This window comes from Micromonospora sp. TSRI0369, from assembly GCF_001905625.1.
In the GTDB taxonomy this organism is placed as follows: domain Bacteria; phylum Actinomycetota; class Actinomycetes; order Mycobacteriales; family Micromonosporaceae; genus Micromonospora; species Micromonospora echinospora_A.
Genome location: NZ_LIVU01000017.1, coordinates 65431 through 79007, shown reverse-complemented (window position 1 = coordinate 79007; position 13577 = coordinate 65431). Strand labels below are relative to the sequence as shown.

Genomic DNA, 13577 nt, shown 5'->3' with positions numbered 1-13577 from the left:
GCCCGGCAGCGCCGTGGACAACCCCTGACGGCGCTCCCCGGGGCCGGGCCCGGCCAGCAGGTGCTGCAGGTGCGTGTCCACCCCGGGCAGCCAGTAGGCGCCCCCGCTTGTCGGACCCGGGTGCCAGGATCGGACCGTGGCCTACGACGAGGACCTGGCGAACCGGGTACGCGAACTTCTCGGCCCTGAGCCCGGCATCACCGAGCGGCGCATGTTCGGCGGCCTGGCGATGATGCTGCGCGGCAACATGGCGGTGGTCGTGCGCGGCGCGGGCGGCCTGATGGTCCGGGTCGACCCGGCCGAGGCCGACAGTGCGCGGGGCGAGCCCGGCGCCGAGGCGACAGTCATGCGGGGCAAGGAGATGCGCGGCTGGGTCACCGTGTCGCCGGACGCCTGCGAGCGCGACGCCGACCTGGCCCGCTGGGTCGACAGGGGTGTCCGCTCCGCGCGCACGCTGCCGGCGAAGTAGCCCGCCGGATATCCGGGTGCGCGACCGGACCGCCCCGTCCTACGCTGCGGCCAGTCGGCAGCGGGGGATCGGAGACGACGGATGGTGGTTCACCTCTACGCGGTCAGCCTCGACGCGGGCGACCCGCTGCGGCTCGCGCGGTTCTGGTCCGGGGTGCTGGGCCGGGAGATCGTCGAGCACCCGCGCGAGGGCGTGGCGCTGGGCGGCGACGCGCACAGCGACTTCCGCATCCGGTTCCTGCCCAGCGACGCGCCGAAGACCCTGCAGAACCGGATCCACTTCGACCTGACCAGCGTGTCACCGCGGGCCCAGCGGGAGACGGTCGACCGCGCGCTGGCGCTGGGCGGCCGGCACATCGACATCGGTCAGGGCCCGGACGACGACCAGGTGGTGCTCGCCGACCCCGAGGGCAACGAGCTCTGCGTCATCGGCGCGGGCAACACCTTCCTCGCCGGCTGCGGCCCGCTCGGCGCGGTCAACTGCGACGGCACGCGGGCGGCCGGCTGCTTCTGGAGCGAGGCGCTGGGCTGGCCGCTGGTCTGGGACCAGGACGAGGAGACAGCGATCCAGTCGCCCCGAGGTGGCGCGAAGGTCACCTGGAGCGGCCCGCCGCTGATGGACCGCGACGGCCGCGACCGCCTGCACCTGGACCTGGTCGGGGCCGGTGACCGGGACGCGGAGGTCGACCGGCTGCTCGCGCTCGGCGCGAGCCGGGTCGGCGCGGGCCGGCACACCGCCGACGACCTGGTGCTGGCCGATCCGGACGGCACCGAGTTCTGCCTGCTGACGCTGCGGTGAGGTGAGGCGCTACCGTCCTGGGGGGACGGTCACGGGGACGTCCACCACGGGGGAGGGCACACCATGGGCGCCACCATCGCTCGTCATCTCGCGGGAGCCACTGCGGCCTGGCTCGTCGTCGTCGCCGAGGCGGTCGTCGGCTACCTCGGCCTGCTGGCGTACGCGCTGGTCACCGGCGCCGACCCGGGCGGCCCGCTGGCCGGACCGCTGCTGGTGCTGATCGCCGCGTTGCTCGGCGTGGCCGCGCTGCCGCTGCTGTTCGCGCCGGCCGTCGCGCTCGGCGAGGCCGCGGGCCGGCGCCGGGCCGCGCCGGCGCTGGCGTACGCCGGGCTCGTCGCGGTCGTGCTGGCCGCCGGGTACGCCGCCGCGGTGGCGGTCGCCACGGACGTGCCCGGCGCCCGGGTGCCGCTCGTGGCCGGGATCAGCGCGCTGCTGGCCCTCGCGCCGACGGCGGCGTACGCGCTCACCGCCCGCGGCGTGGGGTGGACGGCCGGGCTGATCCGGCGCGGGGTGGCCGACGCCCGGGTGGTGCGGGCCGAGGCGGGCTGACCCGCCCGGGCTACACCTGGATGTCGAAGCGCTGCAGCACCGAGGGCGCGACCAGCCCCACCGCGGCCAGCACGGACAGGATCGTCATCGCGGTGCGCAGCACCACCGTCTCGGCCTTGCTGCCGGTACGCAGGGCGATCTTGTTGGGCAGCCCGATCATGGTCCACATCCGGCGTTTGATCGGGATGGGCCAGAGGATCGGCACCCCGGCCCGGGTGATCATGTCGCCGAGGATGTGCACGAAACAGCCCACGCCGACGGCGAGGCCGATCATCGGATAGCCGCGGTCGCCGGGCAGGTTGGCGAACGTGAACCAGGCCGCGGCGGCGGACACCAGCGTGACCACCACCCAGCCGGCGCGCTCGGCCCACCTGTCGAACAGCCCGCGCAACGCCAGGCCGATCATGAAGAAGAGGATTCCGACGACCGCCCACTTGCCGTAGTGGGCGCAGAGCGCGGTGGTGCCCCAGCCGACCAGCACCGTGAACGGGATGGTGTGGGTGAGCGTGCGGTGCCCGTTGTTGCGGCGCGGATCCTTGCTGAGCTTGGTGGCGTAGTAGACGCCGAGCGAGATCTTCTCCATCACCTCGGCGACGAAGAGGCTGACCACGCCGAACGTGCGGGCCACTGTCGCGCCGCCCTGGTTGCGGGTGACCTTCCCGGACAGGTCGAGGTCGGGAAAGAGCGCTCCGCCCGCGCACACCGCGGTGCCCACCGCCAGCGCCAGCGGTGTCTGGTGGTAGTCCGCGAACTGGGCCATCGCCCAGGAGCCGGTCAGCCACACCGCCGCGCCCGAGAGCGCGTGGGACGGTCCCATCATCTCGGCTCGCCCTTCCCGAAGGTCTTGATCCACAAAACTACGCCACTGTAGTCAGCTCGTGCGACAGCGGGGCATCAGCCGGACGGTCCACTGGGGAAGGGGTGCCGTGGACGCCCGACGGCGTACCGCGGTCACCCGGAAGTATGGCGGGACGGGCGGCCGGCGCCACGCCGACTGTCGGCGATGGGACGGGCGTCGTTCAGCCTGCGGTACGGGTGGGCCGGACCGTTCCGAGGCTCGCCCGGATGACGGCGAACTGCTTCGACGCGGCGGCCCAGTCGGCGTCGGACGTGGTCAGGCCGAGCGTCCACCCGGCCCGCTGACCGGGCAGTACGCGCAACGCGTGCATCCGCTCGCCGTACGGCGCGGTCCATCGGCACTCCCACTCCGCGCCCGGACCGTCCGCGGCCAGCCGGATCTTCTCGTACTGCGACAGCCGCCCCGCGGAGGTGAGGTCCCGCTCGGACGAGCGCAGCCGGCCCACCGGATCTCCACCCGGGTACGGCTCGACGCCGAGGATGCGCCGGGTGGCCGGGTCCTGGAAACAGGTCGTGTCGCCGGAGCGCAGTTGCAGCCACCCGGCGGGCAGGGCGATGTGGAAGCCGCCGGTGTCGGCGGGCCAGACCCAGCCGGCCGGCACGTTCACCGCCGGGTCCTCGGGCGGTGGCCCCTTGCGGACCGGCGTGCCCGCCACGTCCGGCCGGACGCAGGGGAACGGGGGAGGGGGCACGCCGGGGCCGGGCGGATGGTCCCAGGGCCGGACGACGGCCTCGCCGGACCTGCGCGCCTCCGGACGGTCGTCGGCGCTGTCGGTGACCGCCAGCGCGGTGCCGACGCCGGTCGCCACGGCGAGCAGCACCGCGCCCACGGCGAGCCCCCAGCGTTGCAGCCGCTTCTGATCCTCGTCGTCGAGCGGCCGGTCCGCGGGGCGGGGCACGCCGGTGGGCGGGGGCGGACCGGCCCGCAGCGCACCGCTGTCGGCGGGGCCGCTGTGGGCGACCGGGGCCGGACGGGCGACCGGCGCCGCGTCCGGGCCGGCGATGCGCACCGGGCTCAGCGTGTCGGCGCGGGGCGCGGACTCGGGGCCGGTCGGGCTTCCCGGGTCGACGAAGCTGGTGAGAACCGTCGGGCCGAGGCTGACCGGACCCGGCCGGTCCGGGGCCTCCCGGGGCGGCTCCGCCGGCGCGGTCGCGGCGGGCTCCGCCCGCTCCAACTCGCCGGACCGGTCCCGCTGCGGTGGCTCGGAGCGTGGTCGCGGCGAGGGCTCGGAGCGAGGTCGCGGCGGCTCGGGTCGATCCGTCGAGCCCACCGGGCCGGACTGCCCGGAGCGGTCCGCCGGCCCGGTGTGCCCGGACTGGCCGGAGCGGGCGGCGGCGCCGGAAGGGCCGGACCGGCCGGACTCGCCGGATGGGCCGGGCAGGTCGGCGGAGTCGGACGGACCGGCCGGGGTCGCCTGGTCGCCCTCGGCGGGCGGAGCCCACTCGCTGCGCTTCGCCGCCCGGCTCCAGGCGCGGGCGGCGGCGGCCGGCGGCATCAGGTCCGGGTACACGGCCCCCGCCGCCGGGGTCGCCGGCTCGTCACCGGCGTCCGCGCCAGGGGGACGTCCCCGACCGTCGCCCTCGCGTCCGGCGGCCGGCCGGTCGGGCGGTGCGGCGGACCGGCCCGCGGACCCGCTGCCCGCCGCCGCGTCGGCGTCGGACACCGCGGCCACGCCGAGCAGGCGTGCGGTCTCGTGGTGGCCGAGCCGGGCGCGCGGGTCGCGCCGCAGCAGCCCGGCCAGCACCGGCGTCAGCGGGCCGGCGTGCGGCGCCGGGTCGGGCGGCCGGGTGGCGAGCGCGGCGAGCGTTGCCATGGCGGTGCTGCGGGCGTACGGCGAGCGGCCCTCCACGGCGGCGTGCAGCGTGGCGCCGAGCGACCACATGTCCGCCTCGACGCTCGACACGCCTTCGGCGGCCCGCTCCGGCGCCACGTACTGGGGGGAGCCGAGGACCAGGCCGGGGCGGGTCATGGCGCCGTCGCCGCCCTGGAACACGGCCAGCCCGAAGTCGGTGAGCAGCACCCGGCCGTCCCGGGCGAGCAGCACGTTGGCGGGTTTCACGTCCCGGTGCAGCACCCCGGCGTCGTGCGCGGCGCGCAGCGCGGCGAGCACCGCCAGCCCGATCTCGGCGGCCCGCCCGGGCGGCAGTGGCCCGTCGGCCTCGACGATCTCCTGGAGGGAGCGGGACGGGACGTACTCCATGACCAGCCAGGGGTCGCCCTCGACCCGGACCACGTCGTAGACGCGGACCACGTTGGGATGGTTGAGCCGCGCGGACGTCCGCGCCTCGCGCAGCGTCCGGGCGCGCAACTCGTCCCGCTCGTTCTCGGCGAGCCAGTTCGGCGGCACGACCTGCTTCACCGCGACCTCGCGGTGCAGCTCCTCGTCGCGCGCCCGCCAGACCTGGCCCATCCCGCCCCGGCCGACCAGGTCGAGCAGGCGGTACCGTCCGGCGATCACTACGTCCCGCACCGCACTCCTCACCGCTGGTCAGTGGTCCACAATAGCCAACGGATCGGACGGTACCTATCGCCTGGCGGAACGTCATGCCCTAACTGGCCGTCCCGGCAAGCAGATTCCCTTCCGGAATGGTGATCGCGGAACGATCCCGGGCCAGCAGGGCGGTGGCCCGGCGGGCGTGGAACGAGTCGTGGTCGCGGCGCGCGGCGGCGTAGCTGCCCGCGGTGCGGGCGGCGATCGCCGACCAGGCGTACCGCCGCGTCACCATGGTCCGGGCCCGGCGCGCCACCCGGCGGGCGAAGACCTCGTCGGCGAGCAGCCGGTCGACGGCGCCGGCCAGCGCGTCCGGGTCGCCGTGCGGGAAAGTCACCCCGGTCACCCCGGGCTCGACGATCTCGGCCAGCCCGCCGGTGCGGGCCACCGCCAGCGGTGCGCCGGCGGCCGCCGCCTCCAGCGCGATCATGCCGAACGGCTCGTAGAGGCTGGGGATCACCGTGGCGTCGGTGGCGGCGAGCACGGCGGGAAGCTGGGTGGAGTCCATGAAGCCGGCGAACCGGATCGTGTCGCCCAGGCGCAGCCGCCGCGCCTGGTCGACCAGCTCGTCCTTGTACGGACCGTCCCCGGCGATCACCACCCGCAGGCCGGGGTGCCGGTCGGCCAGGCGCGGCACGGCGTGCACCAGGTGCTGCACGCCCTTCTCGTAGACCAGCCGGCCGGCGTACCCGACGAGCGGTCCGCCCGCGGCGAAGCGGGCCCGGGCCGAGGCCACCGCGTGCGGCCGGGCCCGCCAGGCCCGGTCGTCGACGCCGTTGGCGACCACGTCGATGCGCCCGGATGGTACGCCGAACAGCCGGGCCACCTGGTCGCGCATGTACCCGGAGCAGGCGATCACCCGCCCGGAGGCGTTGCTGAGCCAGTGCTCGACGCCGTGGATGGTGCGGTTCATCTCCTCGGGCAGCCAGCCCTGGTGCCGGCCGGCCTCGGTGGCGTGGATGGTGGTCACCAGCGGCACGTCCAGGTGTTCGGCCAGCGTGACGGCGGTGTGCGCGACCAGCCAGTCGTGGGCGTGGATCACGTCGTAGGCGCCGGACGAGGCGGCGCGCAGCGCGGCCCGGGTCAGCGTGTGGTTGAACGCCATGGTCCAGGCCAGCAGCGACCCGGTGGCGAGCGGGAACCGGACGGGGTCCTCGGCGGCGCGGACGATGCGCACGCCGTCGGCGTACTCCTCCAGGGGTGCGCCCTCGGCGTGGCGGGTGACGACCGTGACCTCGTGCCCGGCGGCGGCCAGCGCGACGGACAGCGCGTGGACGTGGCGGCCGAGGCCGCCGACGAGCACCGGCGGGTACTCCCAGGAGAGCAGCAGCACCCGCAGGCGCCGGGCGGGCTGGATGTCGATCACTTCGGCGTCAGCTGACACGCGGCCCCCTTTGAGTTGTGGTGTCCCCACCTCCGGCGGCGTCGCCGCGGGTGTCCGGTGGGGCCGCCACCCATCCTGCCGAGGGGTCGATAACCGGCGGCGACGCGCCGGTTGCCGGTCTGTAACGCGTTACCGGCGGGAGCGTCGCGCGCGCAGCAGTTCGGCGACCGACCACGCCTGGAACGGGCAGCCGGTGGCCGCGTGCGGGGCGGCGCCGTCGGCGGTCTCGCTCACCGAGCCCAGGCCGTCCTCGGCGAGGTGGCCCTCCAGCCCCACCAGCAGGTCGTCGGCGGGCAGCCCGGCCCGGCGGTACGCGTCGAGCAGCGGCCCGGTCAGCCACGGCCAGACCGTGCCCTGGTGGTACGCGGAGTCCCGCTCGGCCGGGCCGCCCCGGTGCCGACCGGTCCAGCCGGGGGAGCCCGGGGCGAGGCTGCGCGGGCCGAGCGGGGTGACCAGCGCCTCGGTGAGCCGGCGCAGCGTGCCCTCGTCCGGCTCCAGCGGCGCGTACGGCAGCGACCAGGCGAGCAGCTGGTTGGGGCGCAGCAGGTCGTCGTCGTGGTGCGTGGCCCCGCCCAGCGGGTACGCCGGCGCGGGGGCGTCCACCACGTCGTACAGCCAGCCGGCCGGGGCGGGGAACCGCTCCCGGAACGCGGCGGTGGCCTGCCGGTGCAGGGCGTGCAGCGCGGCGGCGTCGCGTCCGGCCAGCTCGGTCAGCTCGGCGAGCCCGGCCAGCCCGTTGATCCACAGCGCGTTGACCTCGACCGGCTTGCCGGTACGCGGGGTCACCGGCACCCCGTACACCCGGGCGTCCATCCAGGTGAGCGCCACGTCCGGCGGGCCGCCCTGGGCCAGCAGCCCGTCGGCCGGGTCGACGCCGATGCCGTACCGGGTGCCCGCCACGTGCGCCTCGACCACGCCGTGCAGCGCGGGCAGCAGCTCGTCGCCGAGGTCGGTGTCGCCGGTGACGGTGACGTGCCGGCTGACCGCGTGCAGGAACCAGAGCGTGGCGTCGACGGTGTTGTACTCGACCCGGCCGGTGTCGGCGGTGTTCGCCAGCATCCCCTCGTTCAGCGTGGCCGCGTACGCCCGCAGCAGGTCCCGGCCCTCGTCGGCCCGGTTCGTGCACAGGAACAGGCCCTCGTAGGAGATCATCGTGTCCCGCGACCAGGCCCCGAACCAGGGATAGCCGGCGACCACGTCCGGGCCGGTGGCGGTGCGTACCACGAACGCGTCGGCGGCGAGCGTGAGCGTCGCGTCGACCGGGTCGCCGGGTTTCGCCGCGGCCACCACCGCCCGGTTGCGCCGTCGGGTCGACTCGACCACCGCGGTCGCCGGTGGCGGCTCCTCGGCCAGGTCCTCGGCCCAGGCCAGCACCGAGACGGTCGCGCCGGGCTCGTCGAGCGCGCCGGTGAACCGGCCCGCGTACCAGAGGTCCTCGTCCGGGTGCAGGCCGCGCTCGGCCTCGGTCCGGTGGCGCACCCCGTGCCACCACTGCCCCTCCGGGGTCCAGTCCGGCCCGGCGAGCCGGTACGCGCCGTCGACCACCGCGCCGCCGGCCGCCGGCTCCAGCCGGGGCGCCGGGCCGTCGGCCCGCCGCTCGCCGTGCGCGTCCCGCCAGGTGCAGGCCGCCGCGAGGTCCAGCCGCACCGGGCCACCGGAGATCAACCGGTGTACGACGGCGACGCACGAGCGGCCGTACGTCATGGCGATCTCCCGTTCGATCACCACGTCACCGATGCGCCACCGCCAGCGCGGCACCCCGTCGGTGAGGTCGAAGCGTTCCAGCAGCTCGAAGCCACGCGGGTCGACCACGCCGGAGGACCACTCGTGCGCGCCGAGGCGGACCTGCCGCCCCGACGGCAGCGTCACGGCCGGGTCGAGGCTCACGAGTCCCACCTTTCGGGACGCGGGCGTGTCGCCGGCCACCACGAGCAGTCCGTGGTACCTGCGGGTGCGCAGCCCGGCGACGGTACCCATGGCGTATCCGCCGAGCCCGTCCGTGACCAGCCATTCCCGCGCGGCGGCGGCGGACAGCTCGCCGCAGACCCCCGGCCCGAAACGGATGTCGATCAACTTTCCTCCACCGGCAGCGAGGTGTGACATGCCACGACGAGAATGGCCGCTGTGGAGAAGTACCCCGGCGGCGTCGAAGATGTGCCAGTGATCACCGACCGGTCGACCTCCGCGTCCCCCGACCCCGAGCGGCACCGGCTCGCCCAGGCCGACGCCGGGGAGCAGGACTGGCGCGCATGGGGCCCCTATCTGTCCGAGCGGGCGTGGGGGACGGTACGTGAGGACTACAGCGAGCACGGCACGGCCTGGGACTACTTCCCCCACGATCACGCGCGGTCCCGAGCCTACCGGTGGAACGAGGACGGCATGGGAGGCGTCTGCGACGACCGGCAGACGTTCTGCTTCGCCCTCGCGTTGTGGAACGGGCGCGACCCGATCCTCAAGGAGCGGATGTTCGGCCTCGGCGGCGACGGCGGCAACCACGGCGAGGACGCCAAGGAGTACTGGTGGTACCTCGACAGCACCCCCACGCACTCCTTCATGCGCTGGCGCTACCACTACCCGCAGGCCGCCTTCCCGTACGACGAGCTGGTCGCGGTGAACGCGCTGCGCGGCCGGGACGACACCGAGTACGAGCTGGTCGACACCGGCATCTTCGACGACGACAGGTACTGGGCGGTGACAGTCGACTACGCCAAGGCGTCGCCGACCGACATGTGCGTGGTGATCACCGTGGCGAACCGCGGTGACACCGACGAGACCCTGCACGTGCTGCCCACGCTCTGGTTCCGCAACACCTGGGCCTGGAAGCTGCCCGGCACGGACCGGGTGCCGAAGCTGGTCGGCACGGGTTCCCGGCTCGTCGGTGAGCACTGGGTGCTGGGGCAACTGCTGCTGGAGGGCGACGGCGACCCGGTGCCGCTGCTGTGCGACAACGAGACGAACGCCGAGCGGCTGTGGGGGCTGCCCGGGCGGTCCGCGTACCCGAAGGACGGCATCAACGACCACGTGGTCAACGGCGCGGCCACCGTCAACCCGGAGCGCACCGGCACCAAGGGCGCGCTGCACTACGTGCTCGACGTGCCGGCCGGCGAGCAGCGGCAGATCCGGCTGCGGCTGACCCGCACCGCGCCGCCGCCGGCCGCCGGGCCGCCCGCCCCGGCCGACCTCGGCGACGGGTTCGACGCCGTGCTCTGGGCGCGCCGGGCCGAGGCGAACCGGTTCTTCGACAGCGTCATCCCGGCCGCCGCCACCGCCGACGAGGCCCTGGTCGCCCGCCAGGCCATCGCCGGGCTGATGTGGGGCAAGCAGTTCTACCACTTCGACGTCGAGCGCTGGCTGGCCGGCGACCCGGGCTCCGCGCCACCGCCGGCCGGCCGCCGGCACGGGCGCAACAGCGCCTGGTGGCACATGAACAGCTTCGACGTCATCTCGATGCCGGACCCGTGGGAATACCCCTGGTACGCGGCCTGGGACCTGGCCTTCCACTGCGTGACCATCGCCCGGGTCGACCCGGGCTTCGCCAAGGAGCAGATCCTCCTGCTGCTGCGCGAGTGGTACCTGCACCCCAACGGGCAGATCCCGGCGTACGAGTGGGCGTTCGGGGACGTGAACCCGCCGGTGCACGCCTGGGCGGCGCTGAAGGTCTTCGAGATCGACGGCTCCCGCGACCACGAGTTCCTCGCCCGGGTCATGCACAAGCTGCTGCTCAACTTCACCTGGTGGGTCAACCGCAAGGACACCGGCGGCAACAACGTCTTCGAGGGCGGCTTCCTCGGGCTGGACAACGTCGGCCCGTTCGACCGCTCGGCCGCGCTGCCGGTCGCCGGGGTGCTGGAGCAGTCCGACGGCACCGGCTGGATGGCCATGTACGCGCTCAACCTGCTCGACATGGCGATCGTGCTGGCCGAGCACGACCGCACGTACACCGACACCGCCACCAAGTTCTTCGAGCACTTCGCGTACATCGCCGCGGCGGCGTACGAGCAGGGGCTCTGGGACGCCGAGGACGCGTTCTTCTACGACGTGCTGCGCCTGGCCGACGGCACGAAGGTGCCGCTCAAGGTCCGCTCCGTGGTCGGGCTGCTGCCGCTGGCAGCCGTCACCCGGCTCACCGCCCGCACCATGCGCCGCCTGCCCGAGCTGGGCGCGCGGCTGCGCTGGTTCCTCACCAACCGCCCCGAGTACGCCGAGGTGATCGGCGGCCGCCGGATCGGGCCGGACGGCCGCCAGCAACGGCTGCTGTCGATGGTCGCCCCGGACCAGGTGGTGCGGCTGCTGGCCCGGATGCTCGACACCGACGAGTTCCTCTCCGAGTACGGGCTGCGTACGCTGTCCCGCGCCCACCTGGACAAGCCGTTCACCGTCACCCTCGGCGGGCAGGAGTTCAGCGTCGGCTACGAGCCGGCCGAGTCGACCAGTGGCCTGTTCGGCGGCAACTCAAACTGGCGCGGCCCGATCTGGATGCCGACGAACTTCCTGCTGATCAGCGCGCTGCGCGACTACGCCGCGTTCTTCGGCGACGACCTCCAGGTCGAGTACCCGACCCGCTCCGGGGTCAAGCGGTCGCTCGACGAGATCGCCGACGACCTCTCCGCGCGGCTGATCTCGCTGTTCACCCGCGACGGGTGGGGACGGCGGCCGATCTACGGAGCCGCGCAGCTGTTCCAGACCCATCCGGACTGGCGCGACCTGATCTGCTTCCCGGAGTACTTCCACGGCGACAACGGCGCCGGGCTCGGCGCCTGGCACCAGACCGGGTGGACCGCGCTGGTCGCCGACCTGATCCTCACGTTGCGCCGCTGACGCGCGGGGCGCGACGGGAAGGCCCGCCGCGCCCCGCGCGCTCACGGCAGCGGCAGGAACGCCAGCCGGGCGTGGTACTCGCCGGCCACCGTCACGGTGTCGCTGCCGACCCACAGGCCACTGTCGGTGGCGTACAGCTCCTGGGTGCCGACACCCCGGTCCTTGGTCGGGTTCCACGGCAGCGCCTTGCCCGTGGTCGGGTGGATCGCCCCGATACCCGGCCGGGACACCGCGCCCGGACCGGCCGAGTCGCGGCCCTGCGGGTTGTCCAGCCAGCGCTGGTGCCCGCCGACGTAGACCGCCGCGCCGGTGACCGCCACCGACAGCAGCGTGTCGCCGCCTGTGTAGTTGGCCCAGGTCGGCTGCTTGCCGCCGGTGGCCGTGCCGAACTCGAAGCGCGCCGCGGTGTCGCAGAGCGTGCCCGGGAACGCCGCGCCGGTGGTGACCACCGCGAACCAGGTGCCGTCCGGCGAGATGTCGACGCCGCGCATGTAGACGGGCATCGTCCGCGCGCACTGCGGCTGATAGCGGTCGGTGGCCCAGCCGGAGAGCGTGGCGCCCGACGCGCTCAGGTCGGCGACGGCGATCTGGTGCCTCGCCACGCCCGCGACGCTGCTGAAGCCGCCGACGAACACCAGCCGCCGGCCGTCGGCGGAGACGTCCAGCGCCTCGATCTTCACCGGCGCGGTGGCGCCGGAGGTGGTCGTGCGCGGCCCGGCCAGGTTCAGGTTGACCGACGCGTCGGCCGCCCCGGTGGTGGCGTTCACCGCCGCCAGGGCGCGCCGGGTCACCCCGCCGACGGTCTGGAACGCGCCGCCGACGATCAGCCGGTTGCCGACCAGACGCATGTCGTTGACCTGGTTGTTGAGCGCCGGCGTGGTGAAACCGGCGACCCGCGCGCCGGTGGCCGCGTCGATCCGGGCCAGCCGGGACGCCGCGGCGCCGTTGACAGTGGTGAACGCGCCACCGATGTAGAGCGAGCGGCCGTCCGGCGCGGCAGCGAGAGCCTTCACCGCGCCGTTCACCTGCGGCCGGAACGTGGTGTCGATCCGGCCGGTGGTCGCGTCGAGGGCCACCAGGCGGGGCATCGCCAGCTGGGCCGACTGGCTGGCGTTACGCACCTTGGTGAACGTGCCGGCGACGTAGACGCGGTTGCCGATCTGGAGGATCCGGTGCACGGTGCCGTCCAGCGCGTGCGGCGTCCAGTCGACCGGGTTCGTGCCGACGACTGTGGTGTGTGCGGCGTTCACGGCGAGCGCCGGGGATCCCGGCAGCGCCGCGCCCGCGACGGCGAGCGTCGCGGCCACGGCGAACGCCGCGGCCCGTCTGCGCCCGGGTGGATGATCGGGTGGGATCGTCATGGCCGAAGCATGTCGCCCGACCAGGGATTGCGCAGTCGGGTAGCCGCCGGTAACCGGCCGCCGACCGGATAATCCACGTGGTCCGTCCGGAGACCGGGCAGTACGGTGTGCGAGGTCCGCGAGGGAGGGAGCCCCATGCCGCGCCGGGATGCCGCCGTGCTGATCTTCGACGCCGACGACACGCTCTGGGAGAACAACGTCCTGTTCGAGCGGGTGATCGACGACTTCCTCACCTGGCTCGACCATCCCACGCTGGACCGGGCCCGCATCCGCGCGGTGCTCGACGACATCGAGCGGGCCAACGCCGTCGCGCACGGCTACGGCAGCAAGGTCTTCCTGCGCAGCCTCGGCGAGTGCCTGGAGAAGCTGCGCGAACGTCCGGCCACCGCCCGGGAGCGCACCGAGATCGAGCAGCTCGCGGCGGCGCTGATCGGGCACCAGGTCGAGCTGATGCCCGGGGTGGCCGAGACGCTCGACGACCTGGCCGGGCGGCACGAGTTGCTGCTGCTGACCAAGGGCGAGCGCGAGGAGCAGCAGCGCAAGCTGGACGCGTGCGGACTGCTGCACCACTTCCGTTCCGCGCACATCGTGCCGGAGAAGGACGCCGACACGTACCGCTGGCTGGCCCGCGAGCACGCCTTCGACCCGGCCGCCGCCTGGATGATCGGCAACTCCCCGCGCTCGGACATCCTGCCCGCCCGGGCCGCCGGGATGAACGCGGTCTTCATCCCGAACGAGAACACCTGGATCCTGGAGCACGACGAGCTGGACCCGTCCGACTCCCAGGTGATCCGGCTGGCCGCGTTTCCCGACCTGGTCCAGCACTTCTGAGGCGGCCGGTAACGTCC

The 13577-nt window shown here is 74.5% G+C and carries 10 protein-coding genes; 5 read left to right on the top strand and 5 right to left on the bottom strand.

What is annotated here, in order from left to right; translation table 11 throughout:
- Window positions 1-136 precede the first annotated feature (136 nt).
- From AMK25_RS30510 to AMK25_RS30500, 3 genes are all read left to right on the top strand, one after another.
- A complete protein-coding gene (locus tag AMK25_RS30510) occupies window positions 137-469 on the top strand; it encodes a TfoX/Sxy family protein (protein ID WP_073831821.1) in 333 nt (110 codons plus the stop codon).
- Window positions 470-550: 81 nt separating this feature from the next.
- Complete coding sequence (locus AMK25_RS30505) at window positions 551-1267, top strand: VOC family protein (RefSeq protein ID WP_073831820.1); 717 nt, start codon at window positions 551-553, stop codon at window positions 1265-1267.
- A 63-nt stretch (window positions 1268-1330) separates the two neighbouring features.
- Entirely contained in the window at window positions 1331-1816 is a 486-nt protein-coding gene (locus tag AMK25_RS30500; protein WP_073831819.1) for a hypothetical protein, read from the top strand.
- A 10-nt stretch (window positions 1817-1826) separates the two neighbouring features.
- On the opposite strand, the gene AMK25_RS30495 is transcribed toward AMK25_RS30500, so the two are convergent.
- The 4 genes from AMK25_RS30495 to AMK25_RS30480 all read right to left on the bottom strand — a co-directional run bounded on the left by AMK25_RS30495 (window position 1827) and on the right by AMK25_RS30480 (window position 8623).
- The gene (locus tag AMK25_RS30495) at window positions 1827-2636 is read right to left on the bottom strand and encodes a metal-dependent hydrolase (protein WP_073831818.1); all 810 of its coding nucleotides are present in this window, start codon (window positions 2634-2636) and stop codon (window positions 1827-1829) included.
- Between the two features lie 199 nt (window positions 2637-2835).
- Window positions 2836-5145, bottom strand: coding sequence for a serine/threonine-protein kinase (locus AMK25_RS30490; protein WP_073831817.1), 2310 nt, complete (start codon window positions 5143-5145; stop codon window positions 2836-2838).
- A gap of 79 nt (window positions 5146-5224) precedes the next feature.
- Entirely contained in the window at window positions 5225-6550 is a 1326-nt protein-coding gene (locus AMK25_RS30485) for a glycosyltransferase family 4 protein (protein ID WP_073831816.1), read from the bottom strand.
- A gap of 129 nt (window positions 6551-6679) precedes the next feature.
- Window positions 6680-8623: an amylo-alpha-1,6-glucosidase gene (locus tag AMK25_RS30480; RefSeq protein WP_073831815.1), complete on the bottom strand. Its 1944-nt coding sequence runs from the start codon at window positions 8621-8623 to the stop codon at window positions 6680-6682.
- Window positions 8624-8665: 42 nt separating this feature from the next.
- Here AMK25_RS30480 and AMK25_RS30475 point away from each other — a divergent pair, with 42 nt between their 5' ends.
- Window positions 8666-11368, top strand: a complete 2703-nt coding sequence (locus tag AMK25_RS30475) for an MGH1-like glycoside hydrolase domain-containing protein (protein ID WP_073831814.1) — start codon at window positions 8666-8668, stop codon at window positions 11366-11368.
- A 41-nt stretch (window positions 11369-11409) separates the two neighbouring features.
- Here the strand turns inward: AMK25_RS30475 and AMK25_RS30470 are convergent, their stop codons facing one another.
- Window positions 11410-12729, bottom strand: a complete 1320-nt coding sequence (locus AMK25_RS30470; RefSeq protein ID WP_241826567.1) for a hypothetical protein — start codon at window positions 12727-12729, stop codon at window positions 11410-11412.
- A 135-nt stretch (window positions 12730-12864) separates the two neighbouring features.
- Here AMK25_RS30470 and AMK25_RS30465 point away from each other — a divergent pair, with 135 nt between their 5' ends.
- Window positions 12865-13560, top strand: a complete 696-nt coding sequence (locus tag AMK25_RS30465; RefSeq protein WP_073831812.1) for an HAD family hydrolase — start codon at window positions 12865-12867, stop codon at window positions 13558-13560.
- Window positions 13561-13577: the final 17 nt, after the last annotated feature.